We start from the raw sequence: 22,993 nt of genomic DNA on the forward strand, positions 1-22,993 counted from the left end.
GTACTCAAATGAAGTTCAAACCGATGCCGCCGAGCGGACCATAATCGACGTGGAAGGTGTCGCCCGCTCTGGCGGGAATCGGGCTCGTGAAGGAACCGCTCAGAATTACGTCGTTCGCATTCAGCATTTCGTCATAAGGGGCAATCTTGTTCGCGAGCCACGCGACGCCGGTTGCCGGGTGATTCAGCACCGCCGCCGCAAGCCCGCTTTCCTCGACGGCGCCGTTCTTGTAGAGCAACGCACCGACCCAGCGAAGATCGACATCAAGCGGACGCACCGGACGACCGCCCAGCACGATGCCCGCATTCGCCGCGAAGTCGGAAATGGTGTCGTAGACCTTGCGCGGGGCACGCGTCTCGCGGTCGAACTGCTCGATGCGCGCGTCGATGATTTCCACTGCGGGCGTCACATAAGCCGTTGCATCGAGCACGTCAAACAGCGTAACGCCTGGGCCTTTCAGGGGCCTGCTAAGTACAAACGCAAGTTCCACTTCGACGCGCGGCGCAATGAAGCGGTCCGCGCGAATGTCCTGACCGTTTTCGATAAACATGCTGTCGAGCAGCGGCGCATAGTCCGGCTCGTCGATCTGCGAGGAACGCTGCATCGCGCGCGACGTGAGGCCGATCTTGCGCCCCTTGATCACATGTCCTTCGGCGAGCTTGAGGTTCACCCATTCGCGCTGGATCGCGTAACCGTCTTCCACGGTCATCTGCGGATAAGCGGCGGAAAAGTGGCGCAATTGCGTGCGTGTTTTCTCTGCATTGTCGAGTTGTGCGGCGAGCTCGCGTATGGTTTGTTGGTCTAGCATGATGAGTTCTCTATTGAGCCGCTGTCAGTGTGTTCCGGCTCGCTACTGCGCTTTGAGCCGCGCGTGCAGGTTGTTATGCTTCCAGGTGCCTGCTTCGCTGAATTCGTTGATTTCGAGCGATAACGCTAGTCCGCTTTGTTCAAACTCATCGGCGAAGTGCTGTTTGATGAGCGCGAAGAGCGCATCGCCCGTCGCCTTCTTCGTGGCATCGGAGCGGCCCGCAGCGATCTTCAGGATTGCGTGGAGAAATGCTGCGTCGGCGCGTCCGTCTGCAATGCAGTAGTGTTCACACCGCAACGCGCGGACGCGAATGCCCCCAAGCGGAAAGACACGTTGTTCGTTATCGCGCTGTTCGGCGAGGCATTGAGCGAGGGTATTGCACAGGCGGCTGATACTTTCTGCGTCAGCAAGATTCGCGCTGTACTCGAGTGTTAGATGCGGCACGTCAGTCTCCTTTACGCAAGTCAGGCGGTCAGTGGAGTCACCGGAAAGATCGCATTGATCTGTCCGGTACCCGAACTGCCGAAATACGGCGTGACGACTTCTACCTTGCCGTCATAGCGGTCCCAGCCGAGCGCGCCTAGCAGCATCGCCGTGTCGTGCATGCCGCCTTCGCCCCAGCATTTTTCGTTGTAAAGCGGCAGCATTTCGCAGAACGTCCTCCAGTCACCGGCTTGCCACAACTCGACAACCCGGCGGTCCATCTGTTCGAGAAACGGACTCCACACTTTATGCATGAACTGCTCGGCGGTGCCGTTGTTGGCGAAATGGTGACTCAGCGAACCGCTGGCCAGAATCGCGACGGTGCCGTCGTAACGCTCTTCGATCGCCTTGCGCACAGCGAGACCGAAGCGCGCGCTCGTATCAAGGTCATGCCACATGCACCAGCCAGCTACCGACACCGCCTTGAAGTGCTGATCGCCGTTCATATAGCGCATGGGCACCAGCGTGCCATATTCGAGTTCGAGCGTGGTCTCGCTATGCGCTCGGCTTTTCACACCCATTTCGTTGGCCACTTCCGCAATCAGATTGCCGAGGTCCACGTTGCCCGGGTAAGCGTACGGCATGTTCTTGATGAAATGCGGTAATTCGTTGCTCGTATAGATGCCTTCGAACTTCGGCGCGCAATTGATGTGGTACTCGCTATTAACGAGCCAATGCACGTCGAATACGACGATCGTGTCCACGCCCAGTTCGCGGCAACGCCGGCCAATCTCACGATGGCCGTCGATTGCGGGCTGACGGCAACCCTTGTGCGGCCCGTCGAGTTCGGACAGATATAACGACGGCACGTGTGTCACTTTTGCTGCCAGCGCGAGTTTGCCCATCGCGGTCTCCTCTTGTTTATGTCGCGAACCGTAGTGCGGCTCGCGCTCGACATGCCGGCGTGTCAGACGCCCCAGCGTGGGATGTGATGTGAACCGAGCGACACGCAAACGTTCTTCGGTTCGAGGAATACTTCATAGCTCCACGTACCGCCTTCGCGCCCCACGCCCGATGCCTTGGTACCGCCGAACGGCTGGCGCAGGTCGCGCACGTTCTGGCTGTTGACAAAGCACATGCCGGCTTCGACGGCAGCCGCCACACGATGCGCGCGCCCCGTGTTCTCCGTCCAGATGTAGCTCGACAGACCGTATGAGATGTCGTTCGCGAGTCTGATCGCGTGGGCTTCGTCGTCGAATGGGATCAGGCACGCAACGGGGCCAAAGATCTCTTCCTGCGCAATACGCATACGGTTGTCGACATCGACGAATACCGTGGGCATCACGAAGTTGCCATGACGCATGGAGTCGGGCAAGCCGGGCATGTCGAGACCGCCGCAGGCAAGCGTTGCGCCTTCTTTCGGTCCGAGTTCGATATAGCTGCGCACTTTCGCCAGGTGCCCCTGGCTGATCATCGGCCCGACGATCGTGCTGTCGGCAAGCGGATCGCCGACCGTGAGACGCTTCGCACGTTCGATAAAGCGTTCAGCGAATTTCGCGTAAATCGACTTTTGCACGAGAATCCGGGAGCCGGCCGTACAGCGTTCGCCGTTGTTCGAGAAGATCATGAATACGGCAGCATCGAGCGCGCGTTCGAAATCGGCGTCGTCGAAAATAACGAACGGCGACTTTCCGCCGAGTTCCATTGAAAACTTCTTGAGTCCGGCGGTCTGCACGATCCGGTTGCCCGTCGCAGTCGATCCGGTAAAGGAGACCGCGTGCACGTCCGGATGCGCGACGAGCGGCTCGCCCGTTTCTTTGCCGAAACCATGCACGACGTTCAGCACGCCGGCAGGGATTCCCGCTTCGAGAGCAAGGTTGCCGAGCATCGACGCGGTAAGCGGCGACAGCTCGCTCATCTTCAGAACCGCGGTATTGCCGAACGCGAGACAGGGCGCGACCTTCCACGTGGCCGTCATGAACGGTACATTCCACGGTGAAATGAGCGCGCACACGCCGACCGGATGAAAAAGCGTGTAGTTCAGATGCGTGTCGGTAGGGTACGTGTGGCCGTCCACGCGTGTGCACATCTCGGCGAAATAGCTGAAGTTGTCGGCCGCGCGCGGCACGAGTTGCTTGCGCGTCTGCGAAATGGTCTGGCCTGTGTCCTTCGTTTCGGTTTCCGATATCTCAGGCACGTTCTTGGCGATCAGCTCGCCGAGCTTGCGAATTAACTTTGCGCGTTCCGCAGCGGGTTTGCCCGCCCATGCGGGGAATGCTTCCTTTGCCGCTCGCACCGCCGCATCGACTTCCGCCTCTGTGCCACGGGCCACTTCCGCAAGTACTTCTTGCGTCGCCGGATTGACCGTTTCGAAGTAATCTTTCGCGCCGCCTGCTTTGCCGTTGATCAGATGTTCAATTCGCATTGCGTTGTCCTTTGCTTTTTTCTGGCAGTCAGGCGCGGCCGAAGTCCGCGTCGGATGCAATCGTATTGACGAGACGGCCGAGGCCGTCTATCTCGCACACCACTTCGTCTCCCGCATTGACGTTGACGATGCCCTCGGGCGTACCCGTGAGTATCACGTCGCCGGGCGCAAGCGTCATGAAGCTGCTGAGATATTCGATCAACGCGGGGATATCGGTCACGAGGTCCCGCGTATTGCCGCGCTGTTGCAGCGTGCCGTTGACGAACGTGCGCAACTCCAGTTGCGTGACATCTTCAATGTCGGTTGCGTCGACGAACCATGGGCCGAGCACCGTGCCGCCGTCGCGATTCTTCACGCGCAGGTTGGGGCGGTAATAGTTTTCGAGGTAGTCGCGGATCGCGTAGTCGTTGGCGATCGTATAGCCGGCCACATGTTGCATCGCATTGTCGCGCGTCACATGGCGAGCGCCCTGGCCTATTACGACAGCGAGCTCGCACTCGTAGTGCCTGAAGGCGACGCCGGCCGGGCGGCGCGTAAAGCCCCGATGACCGAGAACCGTGCCCGGTCCCTTGAGGAAAACGAGCGGCTCTTCCTGCTTGTTGAATTGCAACTCTTTCGCGTGCTCGGCGTAATTCAAGCCGAGCGCGAAGATGGTGCCGACTTCAATGGGCGCGAGCCAGACGACCCGATCTTCGCGACACACGCGCCCGTCTGCAAGCAGCACGCCCTGTGCATGCGGATAGGCTTCGTGAATCGCTCCGGCATACGCAACACGGCCGCGCATCATGGCTGTTCTCCGTCTAATTCTTCTGGGCCGATGAACGACACGTGAAGCGGCGGAAGCGCGCCGATCGAAAGTGTCGCCGCGTCGCCGACGTGGGCAATAGGCGAGCCATGCGGAACGCCGAGCGTGATGACGTCGCCCGCCGCGAGCGTCATGAATTCGGTGACGTCGGCAAGCAGTCGCGCCACACCGCGTACCGACGAAGCGGTACTCGCCGCGGAAGCACCGGCACCGTTTAGCGACACCGCGATGGCCAGATCGTCGGGATTCGCAACATGGCGCGCCGCAACAACCGCAGGTCCGACCACACAGAAACCGTCGCGGGCGCGAAAACGCACCGACGGTCGATAGACACTCGCATGCGGCACGCTGAGATCGGCCACGACCGTATAGCCCGCGATGTAATCGAACGCGCGCTCCACGCTAACCTGCGTTGCGGTGCGCCTAATCACGATGCCGAGCGACGCGCCTACTTCGACGCCCGGTGTATCGTCGGGTATGACGATTTTCGCGCGATGTCCCGCGAGCGTGTTGCGCGGCTTCAGATAAAGAACCGGCGCGTTCGGCGGTGATTTGTACGGCGCTGCGTGCATTGCATCGCCTAGCGCCTCCAGCGCCGCACGGTCATTCAGCAATGTTCCGTAGATCGCGCCGGGAACCGGCGGACGGCAGGCGATGCCGCGCGCGAGTAACGCCGCTGCGGCATGCGCGTCGACATCGCGAGGCAGCGCGTCGCCTTCAGGGTGCAGCAGATGATCGGCAAGTGCAAACATGACCTGACAGTGCCTCTGAATGGATACTTGGCATAAACACTAACATGTTAGTAGTATTGCGCTTGATATGATCCAGGGTCAATAGCCAGTCGGCTGATCGCGGGTTTTCCCTTAAGCTTCGACGGCTGCTTCCAACCATCGTCCACTATGTCTTCGTCCGCTTCCACACGAGTTTTGCACCGCAATCTGCCGATGCTGTTGCTGCGCGCCCGAGAAAAAATGATGGAGCGTTTTCGTCCATTGATTACCGCGCACGGTTTGACTGAGCAGCAATGGCGCGTGATTCGCGCGCTCAACGAGCACGGCCCGATGGAGCCGCGCCATATCTCCGACATCTGCACGATTTCGAGTCCGAGCATGGCAGGCGTGCTCGCACGCATGGAGAGCATGGAGCTAGTGACGAAGGAGCGTTTCCCCGAAGATCAGCGCCGCGTGCTCGTGTCGCTAACGGACACGAGCGTCGAGCTGGTGCGTGTGATCTCGAAGGATCTGGAGGCGCACTATCGGGAGCTGGAGCGCAAGGTGGGGCCGGAGATCGTCGAGCGGGTTTATCGCGCCGTGGACGATCTGCTGGCCGGTCTCGAGGAAGAAGACGACTGAGCGGGCACGCAGCGTTGCTTACCAGCCTTGGAAACGCATCCAGGGCGTGCTCTGGCCGTCTGGCGCAACGGCGTAGTACTCGGGGAACTGCGCGCCGGTCGCGCACGCGTGATTAGGCAGAACGCGCAGTTTCATGCCGATCGGAAAGCGTTGCGTAATGTCGCCGTTAGCTTCGTGCGCGCCTTCTTCGATCGGTGAAAGAATGCCGTGTTCCTGGTTCGCGCCGCTCACCACGTAGCCGGCAAGCGGCGTGCCGTTGAGCAGACACGGCTGACCATAGCTGAAATCGTGCGCCTGCTTCGAGGTGCCGCGATCGCGGCTAAAAGCCATCCATCCGGCGTCGAGTATGGCCCAGCCTTTCTCGGGCTGATGACCGATCACGGTGGCCAGCACGCTCAGCGCAATGTCCTCGAGCGCACAAACGCCGACGTTGTGCATGACGAGATCGAAGAATACATAGACGCCCGCCCGCACCTCGGTCACGCCATCCAGCTGTGTGGCCGCGAGCGCCGTGGGCGTGGAGCCGACACTGACCTGCGGGCAAGGAATGCCGGCCTCGCGCAAGCGCTTCGCCGCGCGAACACAGCCGGCGCGCTCCTGTTCCGCCAGCGCGGCGAGCGCTTCTGGCGTGTCGAGTTCGTAACTGGAGCCCGCGTGCGTCATGACGCCGCCGACGGTCATGCCGTTCTCGTGCAGAATGCGGCCGACGTCGAGCAAGCTCTCGTGCTCCTGCGTGATGCCGGAGCGGTGCCCGTCGGTGTCTACTTCGATCCATACCTCGAAAGTCGCGCCATGTTGATCGCCGAACGCGGCGATTGCCGCTGCCGCGGTCGGGTTGTCCACCACCAGCTTGAGATTGCAGCCCTGACGGCGCAGCGCCAATGCTCGCGGTAGTTTCGAAGGCGCGATGCTGACTGCGTAAAGAATGTCATTCACGCCGGCGGCATGGAACGCTTCGGCTTCCTTTAGCGTGGAGACAGTGATGCCGCGCGCGCCGGCCGCAATTTGCGCCCGCACGACGTCGATACATTTGGTGGTCTTTACATGCGGACGGAACGCGACGCCGAGCGTGTTCATATGCGCCTGCATACGCGCAATATTCTTTTGCATCCGGCCGATGTCGATCAGGGCCGCGGGCGTTTCGATCTGGTCGAGTTTCATGCTTTCACCGGGAAGTGGGCGGGATTTGGAAGTTACGGCGCAGCCCGTGGGAGCGGCACACCAGACGCCAATTATAAAGTCGGCATACGGCGCGAAACTTCAGCGGATCGAATTCATAGACTCAGTGTGGCTTAATGCGAGATTCGCCACGGTGGCAGTGGCCGGAATCTCGCCTGCAAGTGCTGCATGAATGTTCGCGTACGCGCGGGCAAGCCAGCACGTTGATGGGTGAGCGCGATGACGTTCGCGTCCGGAATCTTCCATGCGGGCAGCAAGCGCACGAGCCTTCCTTTCGCGATGTCGTTCGCTACGTCCCATTCGGAACGCAGGATCAGGCCGCGGCCTTCGCATGCCCATTGACGGATCACGTCGCCGTCGTTGCAGCTCAAGTGCGATGAAACGCGTACGCTGCGGCGCGTGCGGCCGCGGCTGAACTGCCAGAGGGTGACGTCTTCGTTATTCTCCCGCAGCACGATACAGGGTAGCCCGGCGAGGTCGTCGGGCGACTCGGGCGCGCCCATACGTTTGACGAGCGCGGGCGCCGCGCATACGAAGCGCGCGTTGGGGGCGATCGTGTAACCCACGCGGTTGGATATCGGCAGGTCGCCGATATGCACGACGATGTCAAAGCGTTCAGCCGTTTCCATGAGCGGCTGGTCCGACAGCGTCAACGCGACGTCGATATCCGGATGCTGCTGCTGAAAGTCGGCAATCGCGGGCGCCACGTAACGGCGCCCGAAACCGAGCGGCGCGTTGACTTTCAATGTGCCGACCAGGCCGCCGCGGCGCATCTGCAGATCTTCGAATAGCGTATCGAATTGCCGAACCAGTTCCGCGCCGCGCTCGCAGAGCAGCGTACCTTCTTCGGTAAATTGAAGGCGGCGCGCGCTGCGGTTGAGCAGTTGAGCACCGAGCTTCTTCTCCAGTTGTTGCAGACGCTGCGTGATTGCCGAAGGTGACAGCCCCAACTTTCGCGCCGCGGCGACGAGGCTGCCGCTTTCGCGTATGGTCAGCAGGAAGCGTATATCGGCGGAATCGTTCATGAAGGTGCTGTTTTGAGTCCTCGACCCTGGAGCTTAATGCGTTTGCCGGCACGCTTCCAGTGCCGGTGCAGGATGAAAGGTAAACTGGTGCTTGTGTAACGCAGACGACAGCTCAAAACGCTACAGTATGCGCAGCATGATTCGCTATCGCTTCACTAAAAGAGAACACCGATGCCGTTGTCACATGAGGCCGACGCCGCGCCGACAAGTGCCCTGAAACAGGGCGTATTTCTGCACACTGGGTGGCGGAGCGCAGGCACCTGGGTGTGGTCCCGTCTTCGGGCGCTCGACGCTGTAGCCGGCTTTTACGAGCCGCTCAGCAACGTACTCGCTGATTTGAGCCTCGCAGATGTTGCCGCAAGCCGTCCCACGTTGACCTCCGGGCATCCGCCGCTCGCCGCCCCTTACTTCGACGAGTACACGCCCTTTCTGCAAGAAGGCGCGCGCGGCGTGGCCGGCTACAGCAGGCAATTCAGCATCGACCGTTTCGGCGGCGTGCCGGATGCCGGATTCCCGGCGCTACATGCGTATTTACGCAACTTGTGCGAGCACTCGACGCGGCAAGGCAGCGTGCCGGTGTTCAAGTTCTGCCGGTCTTCGGGAAGGTTGCCGTGGCTCAGACACGCCTTTCCCGGCGCGATGCACGTCGGTGTGTTGCGCAATCCTGCTTCGCAATTTGCTTCCGGCTGGCTCCTGAACCAGCAATGGCGTAATCCGTTTTTTGTTGCCGCGCCTTTTCGCGTGCTCGGCTTGAATCGTGCCGAACCGGTGGTGAAGCAGGTTATCGACATGTGCGATGTAAAGTTGCCGTCCGCCACGCCGGCATCCGACGACGCCTACGCAACGGCCTGCGAACAGTACGCACGCAGCGCGGAAGGCAATAATGCATACCGCGCATTCGTCGCGTTGTGGATTCTTTGCGGGTGGCGAATGGCGCAGGGAGTCGATCTGCTCATCGACATGGACCAGCTTGGGCAGTCGCGCGAATACACTGCTCATCTGCGAGCAAGCTTCGAGGCGCAGAGCGGCTTGTCGCCCGATTTCAGCGGCGCGCGCGATCTGGTCGCGGAAACGCGGCGTAACTCGGCGCGCATCGTCGCAATAGACGGCGGGTCGATGCGCGCGGTACATTCCGCAGCGCTAAAATTTCTCAAGGCGCAAAGCGGTGTGGAGGCAGCCTTCATCGAACGAGTGCGCGAGAAAATGGTCTTCGCTAACGAGTTGACTGCGCAATGGCGCTAAACGCGCATTGTTCTTCTGCCTAAGAAGCCACCGCCTTTTTCGATTCCGCCATTGTTTCTGCCCTCAGCCGGTCGTAGCTGGTCTTGTCGAGCGGCACCGCGCCCGGCTGACCCAGATCGGACAGTTTGACCCGGTAGTTCTCCCGCGCGCTCCATGCGGTCACCGCCGCAATGATCGTGATGCCGAACGTGATCGCTCCAATCGTGAGCGGAACATTGTGCGATCCCGGCGGCGCGACATACGCAAATAGTGCGGGGAGCAGCGCCGTAATCGTCGTCCCGATGTTCTGTCCGATCGCCATCGCGGAGACGCGCGAGCGGGTGGGAAAAAGTTCTGGATAGAAACTCGGGAATATGGCGTTATAACCCTGGTAGATGATGCCCCACATGAGGATCGACATGACGATCGCGAGCGCTACGTTGTGGATACTGATCGCATAGAGGTACGCAAATGAGAGAAGCCCCGCGCCGAGCGCGCCGACAATGATCGGCAGGCGTCGGCCAATCCGGTCCGACAGATTGCCCACGTAAGGGATCACGAGCACGGCCACAATGTTGCCGATTACCGGAATCCATAGATAAACGCTTTTCGAAAAGCCGATACCGTACGCGGCCTGCACCGCATAGGCAGCGCCGAAAATCGTCGCGACCACGGGAATCACGTTCATCAGCGAGCAGCCGACCACGCGCAGCATGTCCACCCAGTTGTAGCGGAACGCCTCGGCGATCGGCGACTTGGGCACGCCGCCGCTCGCATCTTCTTTGGCGAAAGCGGGCGTTTCCTCGACCTCGCGCCGGATGATATAGCCAGCCACGAGCACCACGGCACTCAGTAGAAAGGGAATGCGCCAGCCCCACGAATTGAAAGAACTCTCCTCCATGAAATAGGCGAGCGGCAGAAACACGGCAGCAGCGAGAATCTGTCCGGCCTGCACGCCTTGCAGCGTGAAACTGGCGTAATAGCCGCGTCGTCCAAATGGCGCATGTTCAAGAATCATCGAGCTCGCGCCCGAGATTTCGCCGGCGACCGCAAAGCCCTGAATCAGACGAAGCACAACGAGCAGCGCCGGTGCAAGCAAGCCGACATGCTGGTAGGTGGGCAGGAAGCCCACGGCCATCGTCGAAAAGCCCATCAGGAACATGCAGACCAGCAGAACGTTCTTGCGGCCATGCGTGTCGCCCCAATGACCGAGCACGAACGCACCGATTGGCCGTGCGACGTAACCCACACCGTAAGTCGCGAGCGAGGCGACAATCGCGATCTTTGGGTTGCCGGACGGAAAAAACAGCTGAGGAAAGATCAGCGCCGCTGCCTGCGCGTAAATGAAGAAATCGTAGTATTCGAGTGCCGAGCCGATCCAGCCACTGGCGGTTGCCTTGCGCGCCTGCCCGCGATGCTTGCGGTCATCATCCACCGATACATTCGTTGTCATGTTGCGCCTCCTCACCTGATTTTTGGGTGACCAGCTTCTGCGGCTGCCTCATTTGGCGTCCGGCGCGCCAACTATGCAAGCCAGGATTTGTACGACGGGGTCTGGGCTCGCGGCAACGGCATGCTGCGATGCGGAAGAACGCAAAAGGCAGCCGGTCAAGCGCAGTGCGCCCAGCACAGTTGCCGCACAAAAAACAATACAGTGAGGCGCGGTTCTGTTTTGCTGTATCGGGAATATGCGGCGCAGCGTGGATACAGTTGACGGACTCCAATCCGTCTGTCCGCCCGGTCCGAATGCCGCGGCACATCCCGAATCCGAGGTAATCAATGAACGCAGCAAACGAACAAGCGAAACTTTCGGTGCAGCAGATCGGCCACTATATCGGCGGGGCTGCGGTCGACCCGACCAGCGGCCGCTTCAAGGAAGTATTCAATCCCGCGACGGGTCAGGTGACAGGGGCGGTCGCGCTTGCGTCGATCGAGGAAGTAGATGCTGCAGTGCAATCCGCGAAAGCCGCCTTCGCCGCGTGGAGCGAAACCGCGCCGCTCAAGCGCGCGCGCATTCTGTTCAAGTTCAAAGAACTGCTCAACAAGCACCACGACGAACTCGCGATGCTCATTACGCGCGAGCACGGCAAGGTATTTACGGACGCGCAGGGGGAGGTCGTGCGTGGCATCGAAGTGGTCGAGTTCGCATGCAGCATTCCGAATCTGCTGAAGACCGATTTCACCGACCAGATCGGCGGCGGCATCGACAACTGGAATCTGCGCCAACCCCTCGGCGTGGTCGCGGGCATTACGCCGTTCAATTTCCCGGTCATGGTGCCCATGTGGATGTTCCCTGTGGCGCTGGCTTGCGGCAACACCTTCGTGCTGAAGCCGTCAGAACGCGATCCTTCGGCGTCGCTGCGCATTGCAGAACTGTTGAAAGAAGCTGGTCTGCCGGACGGCGTGTTCAATGTGGTCAACGGCGACAAGGTGGCCGTCGATGCACTCATCGAACATCCGGATGTCGCCGCCCTGTCGTTCGTCGGTTCGACTCCGATCGCCGAGTACATTCATACGGAGGCTTCGAAGCGCGGCAAGCGGGTGCAGGCTCTCGGCGGTGCCAAGAATCACCTCGTGGTGATGCCCGACGCCGATCTCGACCAGGCCGTCGACGCGTTGATCGGCGCCGCATACGGATCGGCCGGCGAGCGCTGCATGGCAATTTCGGTGGCGGTGGCTGTGGGTAATGTCGCCGACAAGCTGATCGAAAAGCTGGTGCCGCGCGTCAAGTCGCTCGTGATCAAGAACGGGGAGAACCTCGACGCCGAAATGGGCCCGCTCGTGACCGCCGAACACAAGGCGAAAGTCGCGGGCTATATCGCATCGGGCGAAGAAGAGGGCGCGACGCTCATCGTGGACGGCCGCGCGCATCCGGTCGCGAACGAGGCGGGCTTCTTCATTGGCGGAACGCTGTTCGACAATGTCGGCACGCAAATGAAGATTTATAAGGAAGAAATCTTCGGCCCCGTGCTTGCCGTCGTGCGCGTGCCTGATTTCGCAAGCGCGGTGGAACTCATCAACGCGCATGAGTTTGGTAACGGCGTGTCGCTCTTTACGTCGGACGGCGGTGTAGCGCGCGCTTTCGGCCGGCAAATTCAGGTGGGCATGGTCGGCATCAATGTGCCCATTCCGGTGCCAATGGCGTGGCACTCGTTCGGTGGGTGGAAGAGGTCGCTATTCGGCGATCATCATGCGTATGGTGAAGAAGGCGTGCGCTTCTATACACGTTACAAGAGCATCATGCAGCGCTGGCCGGATAGCATCGCAAAAGGTGCCGAGTTCACGATGCCGGTCGCGAAGTAACTTGCGCTACACGCCTGATGAAGACTCTTCTTCCGCTTCATCCAGGACGGCGTTTTGTACGGCTATCGCCGGGCTCACATAAGGTGGCGCCTGGCGCGGCTCGTCAATGCTGTAGCGCAGACGTCCCGCGTCGACGTACACGCGAAGGCCCCGGTATTTGACGAGGTACAGCAAGCCCACGAGCGCGGCGGCGAAGCCCGACGCCGCGCCCACGCCGAGCGCCCAGCGCGGGCCGAAACGGTCCGCGACCCAGCCGACCACGGGCGCGCCAAGCGGAGTGCCCCCGAGCGCAATGGCGAGCAGGATCGCGATCACGCGGCCACGCATGGCCGGCTCCGTGGAGAGTTGCACGAGACTGTTGGTGGATGTGTTGAAGGTTTGCGTCGACACGCCGATGAAGGCGAGCATCACGCCGAAGAGCACATAGTTCGGCATCAGCGAAGCTGCCGTGCAGCCCACGCCGAAGACTGCCGCAGCACCGAGCAGCAAAGCCATGCGCGGTTGTGCGCGGCGCGCCGCAAGCAGCGCGCCGGTGACGGAACCGACCGCCATGGTCGAACTCAGCACGCCGTATTCGCCCGCGCCCGCATGGAATGCGGTGACGGACATCGTCGAAATAAAAATAGGGAAGTTAAGGCCGAACGTGCCGATCAGGAACTGCATGAGCAGCGCCGCCTTCAGATCGGGGCGCTTCCATACATAACGGAAACCTTCGACGAAGCTGCCGCGCGAGCGCATTGCTCGAGGCTTTGCATGTAGCTCGCGAGCGCGCAACATGCGCAATGCGCCGAGGACGGCGATAAACGAGAGCGCGTTGATCAGAAACACCCAGCCAGTTCCGACCGACGCGATCAACAGACCCGCCACCGCCGGACCGATCATTCGCGCGGCATTGAACGACGTGGAGTTGAGCGCGACCGCATTGGAAAGATCGCTTTCGCCGACGAGGTCGGACACGAAAGTCTGACGCGCGGGCGAATCGAATGCGGTCACGCAGCCGAGCAGTCCTGCGAAAACGTAGACCTGCCAGAGTTGCACGAGGCCGGTAATCGTCAGCAGCCCAAGGCCGAGCGCGAGACTGCCCATGGCCGCCTGCGTGATGAAGAGCAGCTTGCGGCGGTCGAAATGATCGGCCGCATAGCCGGTGAGCGGCAGTAAAAGCATTTGCGGCCCGAACTGCAGCGACATCACGATACCGACGGAAGTCGCATTGTGTTGCGTGAGTTCCGTGAGGACCAGCCAGTCCTGCGCGGTGCGTTGCATCCATGTACCGACATTGGAGACGATCGCACCACTCGCCCACACACGGTAATTGAAGTTACGCAGCGAACGGAACGTACTGCTCACCGGAATTCATCTCCTACGAAAGTCTGGATGGTGTCTGGCCGGCAGCGCATGCTCATGCGTGCGTTTGCTCGAGCATGGCGAGCACTTCCTGCGTGGTGCCGGTTTCGCCGAGCCGCGGGAAGATTCGCGTGAGGCTGTTCGTGTGAGCGTCCAGGTGCAGGTCGGTCATCGCGTCGACAGCAAACGCGATGTTCAGACCTAGCTCGTGGGCGAAACGCGCGGTTGATTCAACGCCGACGCTGGTCGCCACACCCGCCAGCACGATTTGCGTTACACCTTGCTCGCGCAGATACGCTTCGAGATCAGTATTCGTGAATGCGCCCCACGTGTGTTTCGTCACGAGATGATCCGACGCTTGCCGGTTCAGTTCGGGCACGAGGTCGGTAAATCCCGCGGGGAAATTGCCGGTAGGACGCGCCTGTTCCGCGCGCCCCGGCGCGCCGCCCGCCACGTTCACCAGCACGACGGGCAGACCGTGGTGGCGAAACGCGTGGGCTAATTGGGCCGCGCGTGCGACCACTTCAGCGGTGGGATGAGCGGTGGGCATTGCGACGATGCCTTGCTGCAAGTCGATCACCACCAGTGCGGTCTTTGCGTCGAGCGTGGTCAGTGCCATGTGAACTCCAGTTCTGGTTTGCGCGAGAGTTACGATTCGGTCAGGCGTTTGAGTAATTCGACCCCGGCAGCAAGTTGCTGCTGCTCGGCTGCCGAAAAGCGCGTCTGGATAGTGCGAAACAGCCAGTCTTCGCGTGCGGCGCGACTTGCCTTGATCTTCTTACGGAAGGCGGGTGTGAGCGAAAGAACGGTTTGCCGACCGTCGTTCGGATCGGGGGCGCCGCTCACGAGGCCTGCGGCTTTCAAAACAGAAAGCGTCTCGCTCATGGATTGCGGACGCATGCCCTGGGTGCGCGCGAGTTCGGTGACCGTTGCGGGGCCGTCGCGCTCGAGCAGGCCGAGAACCTGTATCTGCGAAGGCGTGAAATCGCCGAGATGCGCCTCTTCACGCAGACGGCGACGCAGCTTGCCGGTCAGCACCCGCAGGTCTTCGGCGAGTGCGTGAAGCGAATCGGAGTCGAGCGGCGGATCGTTCTTACCCATGTGTGCCAACTGAAAACCAGACGAATATACGAAGGTAACCTGTGTAGGCTACCTTCGTATATCGCACGGGTCAAGTGGACTGTCAGTCTCTCAGGTTGTCGGCACACGGTGCGGCCGCGGCGCGACCGGCGTTCTGCTACGCGTGTCTGTCTGTTCTTCTTCCGCGCGAATGATCGCGAGCAATTGTTCGAGCCGCATCGGACGGCCGGTCAGGAAGCCTTGCACCACATCGCAGCGCGCGTCGCACAGCCATTCGAGTTGCGCGGGATACTCGACGCCTTCCGCGACGACCAGCAGGCCGAAGCTATGCGCCATCGAAATGATCGCGGTGACGATGGGCTGACCGCCATTGGGCAATGGACAGATGAAACTGCGGTCGATCTTGATGCTGTGCACCGGAAAAGATTGCAGGTATGACAGCGACGAGTACCCCGTGCCGAAGTCGTCGAGCGACAGGCGCACGCCGGCGGCGCGCAATTCCTGCATTGCCTGAATGCCCACCGACATATTGGACATCAACTGGCTCTCGGTCAGTTCGAGTTCGAGCAGCGAGGCCGGCAGCCCGCTTTTTTTCAACGCGGTGCATACTTCGTCCGTGAAGCCTTCGGTTCGCAGTTGGCGTGCGGAAATGTTCACGGCCACATGCACGCCTGCATTCGTGCCGGCATTCCAGTTCGCCGCGTCGCGGCATGCACGCGACAAGACCCAGCGGCCAAGCGCGACGATCAGATCGCTGTTTTCGGCAATCGGAACGAATTCGGCCGGCAAAATCGGGCCTTCCGTCGGATGCGTCCAACGGACGAGCGCCTCCGCGCCGAGCAGCCGGCCGGAAAGGCAGTCGAATTGCGGCTGATAGACGATGTCGAGCCCCTCGTGTTCGAGCGCCTTGCGCAGTTCGGCTTCGATGCGCGCGCGCCGTTGCGCCTCGGCTGTCATCTCGCTCTGAAACTCGACGGCAATGCTCTTGCCCCTGCTTTTCGCCGAATACAGCGCAATGTCCGCATTGCTGACCAGTTCCGCGATTTCGGCGGTGTCCTCGGGATAAACGCTGAACCCCACGCTTGCCGTTACGGCCGACTCGATGCCGAGCAGGACGAATGGGCGTGACAGGTTGCGCGCGACGCGGCCCGCGGTGGCGCGTGCACGAACGCGGCTAGCATCGGGCCCGAGCACGATAGCGAATTCGTCGCCGCCGATTCGGCTCACCAGATCGTGAGGCCGGACCACGTTGCGCAACGCCTCGGCGACCTGCTTAAGCAGTTCATCGCCAGCGCCGTGGCCGAGCGTATCGTTGACGGTCTTGAAATTGTCGAGGTCCACCATCATCAGCGCGACGCGTTTATTCGCGGCGCTTGCCTTGTGCAGGCGCATCTTGAGTTCGTCGTAGAACGCACGGCGATTAGGCAGGTCCGTCAGCGGATCAGTCGAAGCAAGATATTCGAGGTCTTTCTCCGCGCGCGACACACGCTCGCGCATGCGCTTCATGACGAGCGATGCAATCCACACCGAACACAGCGACGCGCCGACGAGAAAGCAGCCGTACTGGGCAACCTGCGTTTTTATCGCGTCAGTCGTCGCTACGACCACGATGCTGCCGAGCAACCGGTCGTTATGAATGATGGGCGCCGCGACGAAAATGTCATCGAGTGAAAGACGGCGCGAGCTGCCCACGTTCGCGAGCGTGCCTTCTTCGTAGTCAGCGTGGCTGAGCCCGGGGCGCGCATAGCGCACGAACAGTTCGCCATCTGGTGTATAGACGGTTGCGCTCTCCACATGCGGAACCTTGCGAAGCGAGCCGAGTACTTCAGCAGTCGCTTCGCGGTCGCGGAACATGGCCGAGGCCGTCAGATTTTCCGCGAGCACCGATGCCTGCATGCTGACGTCGTCGGTCAGCGACGCGCGCAATGAAAGCCCCTGATAGATCAGCAGCACGACACTGGAAATGAGCAGCGCGATCGCCACGCCGACCAGATTCACATGTTCGCGTGGCCATACAAGCCGTGACCATGCAGAGAAACTTTTCATAGAACCGTCCTTGCGAGGCGCATGAGTTTCGAACTGAGCGTGATGCGCCGGCGTGAAGCCTCGCTAACGTTGATATCGAACTTAAGATGATCGCCGTCGCGCACGAGGCGAATCACCCAGCCTTGCTCCGCGGTGTCGGCCTCGCTCACGATCACGACGGGCGCGTCGGATGCCAGCAGCGCCTTGACTGCCGCGCTCAATGGAGTGCTTGCGGTTAACACGACGAGGTGGCAATCGGCGGCTTTTTCCGTGCGAGGCAGCGGCCGAACGCGCCATCCCTGTTTGCCCGCACGCTTGCCGTCGAGCTTGGCGAGCGCCTGACCGAGCGGGCTCTCCTGTTCCACGCACACTGAGAGGACGTTGTCCGCCGAGCGTCCTGGTGGCCAGTCGGTGAACTGCGCAAAGTTGAAGATGTAGGCCGCCTCGAGGGCGGACAGGTCCACCTGTGCATCGACCGATGTCTGCACGATCAGCGGCGACGCGAACACGAAACACGCCGCTATGGTCCTGATGCGAACGCGATTCATGTCAGAACCCGTAGACGGCCTTGAACAGGAAGGTCCGGCTTTGCTGCGCAACTGTCTCCTGGGTGAAGCCCGGACCCACTGGGTCGGCGTACCGTTTATCGGTCAGGTTATAAATGGAAAACGACAGGTCCGCACCGCGAATCAGCCGGCGCGAACTCAGCGTGAGGTTCGCGAGGCAGAAACCGCCGGTTTCGCCGACCGCGGCCAGTCGCGTGGACGTGCATTGCACTTCGAGTCCCGATACCAGCGCATTCGCGAAGAAGGGCACGGCCACATTGGCTTTCGCGAGATGCTTTGGTGAGTTCTGGAGCGCGGCCCCGGTGTTGGAGTCGTGAGCTATCTGGTACGAATAGCTGGCGCGCACCCGCGTGCCTGCCATTTGCTGTTCATAGGCGAGTTCCGCGCCGCGCGCGGTGGCGCGATCGACATTGCGGAAGATATAAAGACCGGAACTCTGCTGTGTCGTCGTGATCAGTTCGCGCGCGTTGTACTGGAACAGCGAGAGTGTCGCGCGGGCCGTGGCGGACACGGCTCTTTCATATACGAGTTCGGTCGTCGCGATGTGCTCTGCCTTCAGCGATGAATTACCCAACTGGCCGTCGGCGCCGCCTACCGTGTAGTACATCTCGTATGCGTTCGGCGCGCGATAGGCCTCGCCGTACAGCAGTTTGAATGTATCGCGCGGAGTCAGCTTGTAGACGAGCCCGATGCGCGGACTCAGGTTGCCGCCCGAGGCCGTCTGCTGGTCGTAACGCAAGCCCGCATTCAGCGTGAAATTCGCGGGCAACGTGATTTCATCTTCGATATAGACACCGGCGCGGTTGCCGCTGTGGTGGTCGTCGAGGAGTTGCGAATACGGGTCGACGTTATAGTTGTACTGGTTAAGACGCGCGTCTCTGGTGAAGTCCGTACCGATCACGATCCGATGCTTGTCGATCGACGACACGGTCGCGTGCACATCGGCGCCGTACCAGAGCGCGTGGCTGCCGTCGACATTGGCCACATACGGTTGCGGACCATAGACTGAGGGCATCTGGTAGTCGTAGCGGCCCCAGTACACCTGCGATGACAGCGTCACGCCATCGGCAAGCAAATGCTGATACGAGAGATCCAGATAGCTTCGCGTGTCCGTCACGCTGAAGGGCGCATTGAACACCGCGCCGTACGGCGCATCGGGCACGCCCTTCGTGCGGTTTCCGTAAATGAACGTCAGCCGGAAATCGCCGTATGCGGCCTTGCCGAGGAAGCTCTGCGCGCGGTCGTAGTCGAGCCGGTTGGCGACGCCGTTGTTCTGCTCGGGCGTGTCGAATGCCGGGTAGTACAGATCCTGACCGCTGCGTCCATACGACGTCGCGGAAACAAGAATGTCGGCTCCGTGCGCACCATGCCAGCCGTATGAAGCACGCGCCTTTTTCTCGCCGTAGCTCCCCACCGCGACGGCGGCTTCCGCGCCCGCCAGATCGCTGCCGGTTTTCGTAATCACGTTGATCACGCCGAAAAGCGCGTTCGCGCCGTACATCGCCGAACCCGGGCCCGGCACATACTCGATGCGCTTCACCAGATCCATGTCGAGCGGGAAGTCCGTGCCGATGGGTGCCTGACCGTACACGCCGTCGTTCGTACGCATGCCGTCGATCAGCAGCAGGAACCGGCTGTTGTAATCGCCAGGACGCTGAAAGCCGCGCGAGCCGAGGTATTCATATGAGCGGTCGTTCGTCACATACAGGCCCGGCAACGACTCGAGCGCATCCGCAAGCGTCCGCCAGCCGAACTGACTGATGTCTTCGGCGGTAAGAACGACCACGGCGGCTGGTGCATCGGTAACCGACTGATCGAAACGTGACGCCGTGCTGACAGTGACCTGCATCAGCGCCTCCAATGGCATCGCCGCCAACTCCTCGGTGTCCGGGGACGAAGCTGCGCTCGCGCGAGGCTCGTTACCGGCGAAAGCTGCCGGCGAACAGAGCGTTGCCAGTCCCGCGACAGAACAAGCGACCAGGCGTTGAGAAAGGAAAAAAGAAGCGCGCGTAGTTGGAACCATGACAGCCGGTAAATCGGGAACGCTCCTTCAAAGTGGATCGTCACATGCTTGTTATCGGCGCGAGCAAGGGAAGCTTGAATCGGCGTGAGCCGCCGCGTTGAGCGCTGGCTAATTTCACGGCAGCCCTGGACAAGGCTGAGGTTGTAAAAAGGGAAGAGGGATATCAACCGTTTGGGCCATGCATGGCGCGAAAATCCGAAGGCACATGCCGCGTGCATAAGCTTTTCCAGATCGTCGAATAGCGCGTGGCGCATGGATTTCGGCGGTATCCAACGGAGGCCGTGTGAAGTCGCGGCACGCGGCTTGCTGTAATAGCCGTTTTTACCGCAGCCCTAACCGTCATGCAACAAACTTTCAATTCCAGAACTCTCGGCTCCATGCGACAGGCGATGATCGAACGTGATCTCGCCCATATCGAACAGGTTCTCGTACGCTCGCATGCGAGTGCTAGCGACAATTCGGCTTTTCCGCTCTCCTACTGGCATGACCGTCTGAGCCGCATCAAGGACGGCGGGCAACTATGGGGCGTACACCTTCGTAAAATCGATACACTGCAGCGCCTGCTCAACGGCGCATTGCCGCAAGGTTAAGCCAGTCGTCCGACACTGAAACGCGCGCCTCCAACGCATAGGCGCGCGTCATGACTTACCCTGGTTGCGCCAACACGCACGTCCATGTAGCGGCGCGTTTTTGACGTCGGGCACAGGCTCGATGCTCTCGATATGCGCGATGCGCTATTCGTACTTCGCTTGTATCCGCCGTTTCTCTCTCCGCATCCGCCGTTCTCTTCCCTGTTCCTCTCTGTTGCGCGCCGGCTTTCTTCGGCTCACTCCCATCTACTGCCGGTGAGTTCTCTTCGGGCGTTCACGCGGCGCGCTTCTTGCGGCGTGTCGACAACGCATGCCGGGGCTCCGGCTGCGCGGCCAGTGCTGTGCACCCTCGTGCGCGCAAACCACGGAGAGCAAACATGGAAACAGGAAAAGTGGAAGGGGCAGTGAAGGAAATAGGCGGCAAGGTGCAGGAGAAGGCGGGCGAGATGCTCGGCGACACCGGGACCCAGATGGCCGGCACCGCCCGCGAACTAAGCGGCAAGGCTCAACAGGTGTGGGCGGATCTCGCGGACGTCGTGCGCGAGACGACCACCGAGCGGCCGTTCACCGCGCTCGCAATTGCGGCGGCCGCGGGCTTCATTCTCGGCGCGCTGCGCTCGGCAACCGCACGCGATGTTCGTGGCGACAGGGATTACCGTTAGATACGGTTGACACAGAGTCGATTGCATCGTCGGATCAAGCGCTCGTCGCCGGTTGACGTAACCGGTGGCGAGCGCCCGTGACGGCAATTGCTGGCGGGAGATACAGGATGTCGATACATACCAAAGTGAGCCAGTGGCGCAACGTGGCGCGTTTCTGTTCGAGTCGGGCGGTGGACTACGCCGAACTTCTGGCACTCGAACTGGAGGAGGCGAAAGGGCGATTGGTGCGCGAAGTCATCGCGATGGTCGTGCTGGCGGTCGCTGCCATGTTCACCCTCTCTTTCCTGTGCGTGGCCATCATCGTGACGGCATGGAACACGCCGTACGTCATTGCCGTTGCGTGGGGTGTTGCGGCCGCGTGGCTCGTCATATCGATCGCCACCTTCGCGATGATGAAGGCCCAGAAGCCCGTCGAGCCGTTGCATGTGCTGCGCGACGAAGTGTCCCATGACCTGGAAGCCCTGAAGGACGCCCTGAAATGAAACACGATCAAGCCTGGCATCAGGAACGCCGCGCGGCGATCCTTCAGCGCATGGCCGCCTCTCGAGCGCGCCTGCTGTCCGCAAATCTGGCACTGCACACGCCTCGGCGAACCTCGATAGTGGGTGTGCCGGCCGTCAACGCAATGACTTCTCTCGCTGACACGCCTTACCTGGCACTGGTGCTCGCGGCCGGTCTTGCGGCCGTGCTTCTCGGACCGCGCAAAGCGATTGGAACGCTCGCACGCACAAGCGTGATGGCGTGGCTCACGAGGACCGCGCGCAGTGTGTTTCAGCGCTAGCGCGATTTGACGCTTTCATGCCGGCGCCATCGACTCCACCTGCGATGCGGCGACTATCGCGCGGTACGAGACCGCGCGGCACGCCGGATGCGCAAGTGTTCGCGTTTCACCCGCGAGTAGTTGAACCGTTCAGTGTGGAGGATATATGAAGGCGCTTAGATGGCATGGCAAGAAAGACATCCGCTGCGACACTGTGCCCGATCCGAAGATCGAACACCCGCGCGACGCGATCATCAAGGTATCGAGTTGCGCGATTTGTGGCTCCGACCTGCATCTTTACGACGGCTTCATGCCCGGCATGGAGTCCGGCGACATCATGGGCCACGAGTTCATGGGCGAGGTGGTGGAAGTCGGCAAGGAGAACAGCGCGCTAAAGGTGGGTGACCGCGTGGTCGTGCCGTTCACCATAATCTGCGGCGAATGCGATCAATGCAAACGCGGCAACTTTTCCGTGTGCGAGCGGAGTAATCGCAACAAGGACATTGCCGACAAGATGTTCGGCCATACCACGGCGGGCCTGTTCGGCTACACGCATCTGACGGGCGGCTATCCTGGCGGGCAGGCCGAGTTCGTACGCGTGCCGTTTGCGGACAAAACGCATGTAAAGATCCCGGACGGTCTGAGCGACGAGCAGGTGCTTTTCCTCGGCGACATTTTTCCGACCGGCTGGCAGGCTGCGGTGCAATGCGATATCGAGCCCACCGATACCGTCGCGATCTGGGGCGCCGGCCCGGTTGGGCAAATGGCGATTCGCAGCGCCGTGCTGCTCGGCGCAAAGCAGGTGATTGCGATCGACTGCGTCCCCGAGCGCCTTTCGATGGCGCGCGCGGGCGGCGCCGTCACGATCGACTTCAAGGAAGAGAGCGTCCTCGAACGGTTGAAGGAACTGACGGGCGGCAAGGGGCCGGAAAAATGTATCGACGCTGTGGGCATGGAATCGCACGCAACGCGTTCGGTAGACGCGATGTATGACCGCGCAAAGCAGGCCGTGATGCTCGAAACCGACCGGCCGCACGTGCTGCGCGAGATGATCTACGTTTGCCGTCCTGCGGGAACGTTGTCGGTGCCGGGCGTCTACGGCGGTCTGGTAGACAAGATTCCGTTCGGTGCGTCGATGAACAAGGGCCTGACATGGCGCATGGGACAGACGCACGTCAACCGCTGGACCGACGATCTGTTGCGGCGAATCCAGGAAAAGCAGATCGACCCGTCGTTCGTCATCACGCACACGGTTTCGCTCGATGAAGGCCCGCGCATGTACAAGACGTTCCGCGACAAGGAAGACGGCTGCATCAAGGTCGTGCTCAAATCTTGACGCGTCGGGCAGTGATCGTCGCGACACTGGCGCTGTCTGTTATTTCACGTGAGCTGCGCTGACGTG

23 protein-coding genes are annotated in these 22,993 nt (G+C 61.1%); 8 read left to right on the forward strand and 15 right to left on the reverse strand.

Annotated elements, in window-relative coordinates; all coding sequences use genetic code 11:
- Positions 1–4 precede the first annotated feature (4 nt).
- The 6 genes from hpaH to OH764_RS20425 all read right to left on the reverse strand — a co-directional run bounded on the left by hpaH (position 5) and on the right by OH764_RS20425 (position 5,213).
- Positions 5–808, reverse strand: a complete 804-nt coding sequence (gene hpaH, locus OH764_RS20400) for a 2-oxo-hept-4-ene-1,7-dioate hydratase (RefSeq protein ID WP_020068294.1) — start codon at positions 806–808, stop codon at positions 5–7.
- 42 nt (positions 809–850) lie between these two features.
- Positions 851–1,252: a 5-carboxymethyl-2-hydroxymuconate Delta-isomerase gene (locus OH764_RS20405; RefSeq protein ID WP_498850526.1), complete on the reverse strand. Its 402-nt coding sequence runs from the start codon at positions 1,250–1,252 to the stop codon at positions 851–853.
- A gap of 20 nt (positions 1,253–1,272) precedes the next feature.
- Positions 1,273–2,136, reverse strand: a complete 864-nt coding sequence (gene hpaD, locus OH764_RS20410) for a 3,4-dihydroxyphenylacetate 2,3-dioxygenase (protein WP_498850527.1) — start codon at positions 2,134–2,136, stop codon at positions 1,273–1,275.
- A gap of 62 nt (positions 2,137–2,198) precedes the next feature.
- Positions 2,199–3,656: an aldehyde dehydrogenase family protein gene (gene hpaE / locus OH764_RS20415; RefSeq protein WP_498850528.1), complete on the reverse strand. Its 1,458-nt coding sequence runs from the start codon at positions 3,654–3,656 to the stop codon at positions 2,199–2,201.
- 28 nt (positions 3,657–3,684) lie between these two features.
- On the reverse strand, positions 3,685–4,443 hold the full coding sequence (locus OH764_RS20420; protein ID WP_498850529.1) for a fumarylacetoacetate hydrolase family protein: 759 nt from the start codon (positions 4,441–4,443) through the stop codon (positions 3,685–3,687).
- Complete coding sequence (locus OH764_RS20425; protein WP_498850530.1) at positions 4,440–5,213, reverse strand: FAA hydrolase family protein; 774 nt, start codon at positions 5,211–5,213, stop codon at positions 4,440–4,442. The genes OH764_RS20420 and OH764_RS20425 overlap by 4 nt, the downstream gene beginning before the upstream one ends.
- 192 nt (positions 5,214–5,405) lie before the next feature.
- On the opposite strand from OH764_RS20425, the gene hpaR reads away from it, so the two are divergent.
- A complete protein-coding gene (gene hpaR / locus OH764_RS20430; protein WP_498851249.1) occupies positions 5,406–5,813 on the forward strand; it encodes a homoprotocatechuate degradation operon regulator HpaR in 408 nt (135 codons plus the stop codon).
- An 18-nt stretch (positions 5,814–5,831) separates the two neighbouring features.
- Here hpaR and OH764_RS20435 read toward each other — a convergent pair whose 3' ends face one another.
- On the reverse strand, positions 5,832–6,974 hold the full coding sequence (locus OH764_RS20435; protein WP_498850531.1) for a DSD1 family PLP-dependent enzyme: 1,143 nt from the start codon (positions 6,972–6,974) through the stop codon (positions 5,832–5,834).
- 131 nt (positions 6,975–7,105) lie between these two features.
- On the reverse strand, positions 7,106–8,017 hold the full coding sequence (locus tag OH764_RS20440) for a LysR family transcriptional regulator (RefSeq protein WP_498850532.1): 912 nt from the start codon (positions 8,015–8,017) through the stop codon (positions 7,106–7,108).
- Between the two features lie 171 nt (positions 8,018–8,188).
- On the opposite strand from OH764_RS20440, the gene OH764_RS20445 reads away from it, so the two are divergent.
- Positions 8,189–9,259 (forward strand): hypothetical protein, encoded by a 1,071-nt coding sequence (locus OH764_RS20445; RefSeq protein ID WP_498850533.1) that lies wholly within the window; start codon positions 8,189–8,191, stop codon positions 9,257–9,259.
- Positions 9,260–9,278: 19 nt separating this feature from the next.
- Here OH764_RS20445 and OH764_RS20450 read toward each other — a convergent pair whose 3' ends face one another.
- A complete protein-coding gene (locus OH764_RS20450) occupies positions 9,279–10,691 on the reverse strand; it encodes an MFS transporter (RefSeq protein WP_498850534.1) in 1,413 nt (470 codons plus the stop codon).
- Positions 10,692–11,017: 326 nt separating this feature from the next.
- Here OH764_RS20450 and OH764_RS20455 point away from each other — a divergent pair, with 326 nt between their 5' ends.
- Positions 11,018–12,541 (forward strand): CoA-acylating methylmalonate-semialdehyde dehydrogenase, encoded by a 1,524-nt coding sequence (locus OH764_RS20455; protein ID WP_498850535.1) that lies wholly within the window; start codon positions 11,018–11,020, stop codon positions 12,539–12,541.
- Positions 12,542–12,547: 6 nt separating this feature from the next.
- Here OH764_RS20455 and OH764_RS20460 read toward each other — a convergent pair whose 3' ends face one another.
- The 6 genes from OH764_RS20460 to OH764_RS20485 all read right to left on the reverse strand — a co-directional run bounded on the left by OH764_RS20460 (position 12,548) and on the right by OH764_RS20485 (position 19,579).
- Positions 12,548–13,888: an MFS transporter gene (locus tag OH764_RS20460; protein WP_498850536.1), complete on the reverse strand. Its 1,341-nt coding sequence runs from the start codon at positions 13,886–13,888 to the stop codon at positions 12,548–12,550.
- Between the two features lie 52 nt (positions 13,889–13,940).
- Positions 13,941–14,504: a cysteine hydrolase family protein gene (locus OH764_RS20465; RefSeq protein ID WP_498850537.1), complete on the reverse strand. Its 564-nt coding sequence runs from the start codon at positions 14,502–14,504 to the stop codon at positions 13,941–13,943.
- A 29-nt stretch (positions 14,505–14,533) separates the two neighbouring features.
- Entirely contained in the window at positions 14,534–14,986 is a 453-nt protein-coding gene (locus OH764_RS20470) for a MarR family winged helix-turn-helix transcriptional regulator (RefSeq protein WP_498850538.1), read from the reverse strand.
- 90 nt (positions 14,987–15,076) lie between these two features.
- Complete coding sequence (locus OH764_RS20475) at positions 15,077–17,011, reverse strand: putative bifunctional diguanylate cyclase/phosphodiesterase (protein ID WP_498850539.1); 1,935 nt, start codon at positions 17,009–17,011, stop codon at positions 15,077–15,079.
- On the reverse strand, positions 17,008–17,538 hold the full coding sequence (locus OH764_RS20480; RefSeq protein WP_498850540.1) for a YfiR family protein: 531 nt from the start codon (positions 17,536–17,538) through the stop codon (positions 17,008–17,010). The genes OH764_RS20475 and OH764_RS20480 overlap by 4 nt, the downstream gene beginning before the upstream one ends.
- 1 nt (position 17,539) lies before the next feature.
- A complete protein-coding gene (locus OH764_RS20485; protein WP_498850541.1) occupies positions 17,540–19,579 on the reverse strand; it encodes a TonB-dependent receptor plug domain-containing protein in 2,040 nt (679 codons plus the stop codon).
- Between the two features lie 389 nt (positions 19,580–19,968).
- Between OH764_RS20485 and OH764_RS20490 the strand changes: the two genes are divergently transcribed.
- From OH764_RS20490 to OH764_RS20510, 5 genes are all read left to right on the forward strand, one after another.
- On the forward strand, positions 19,969–20,169 hold the full coding sequence (locus tag OH764_RS20490) for a hypothetical protein (protein WP_498850542.1): 201 nt from the start codon (positions 19,969–19,971) through the stop codon (positions 20,167–20,169).
- A gap of 377 nt (positions 20,170–20,546) precedes the next feature.
- Positions 20,547–20,831, forward strand: coding sequence for a CsbD family protein (locus OH764_RS20495; protein WP_498850543.1), 285 nt, complete (start codon positions 20,547–20,549; stop codon positions 20,829–20,831).
- A 107-nt stretch (positions 20,832–20,938) separates the two neighbouring features.
- Positions 20,939–21,313 carry a phage holin family protein gene (locus OH764_RS20500; RefSeq protein ID WP_027777664.1) on the forward strand — a complete coding sequence of 125 codons (375 nt, stop codon included), beginning with the start codon at positions 20,939–20,941 and terminating at the stop codon, positions 21,311–21,313.
- The gene (locus OH764_RS20505) at positions 21,310–21,612 is read left to right on the forward strand and encodes a hypothetical protein (protein ID WP_498850544.1); all 303 of its coding nucleotides are present in this window, start codon (positions 21,310–21,312) and stop codon (positions 21,610–21,612) included. The genes OH764_RS20500 and OH764_RS20505 overlap by 4 nt, the downstream gene beginning before the upstream one ends.
- 145 nt (positions 21,613–21,757) lie before the next feature.
- Positions 21,758–22,927 carry a zinc-dependent alcohol dehydrogenase gene (locus OH764_RS20510; RefSeq protein ID WP_498850545.1) on the forward strand — a complete coding sequence of 390 codons (1,170 nt, stop codon included), beginning with the start codon at positions 21,758–21,760 and terminating at the stop codon, positions 22,925–22,927.
- The last annotated feature ends 66 nt before the right edge of the window (positions 22,928–22,993 follow it).

It is taken from the genome of Burkholderia sp. M6-3 (genome assembly GCF_050858985.1).
GTDB classification, from domain to species: domain Bacteria; phylum Pseudomonadota; class Gammaproteobacteria; order Burkholderiales; family Burkholderiaceae; genus Paraburkholderia; species Paraburkholderia caledonica.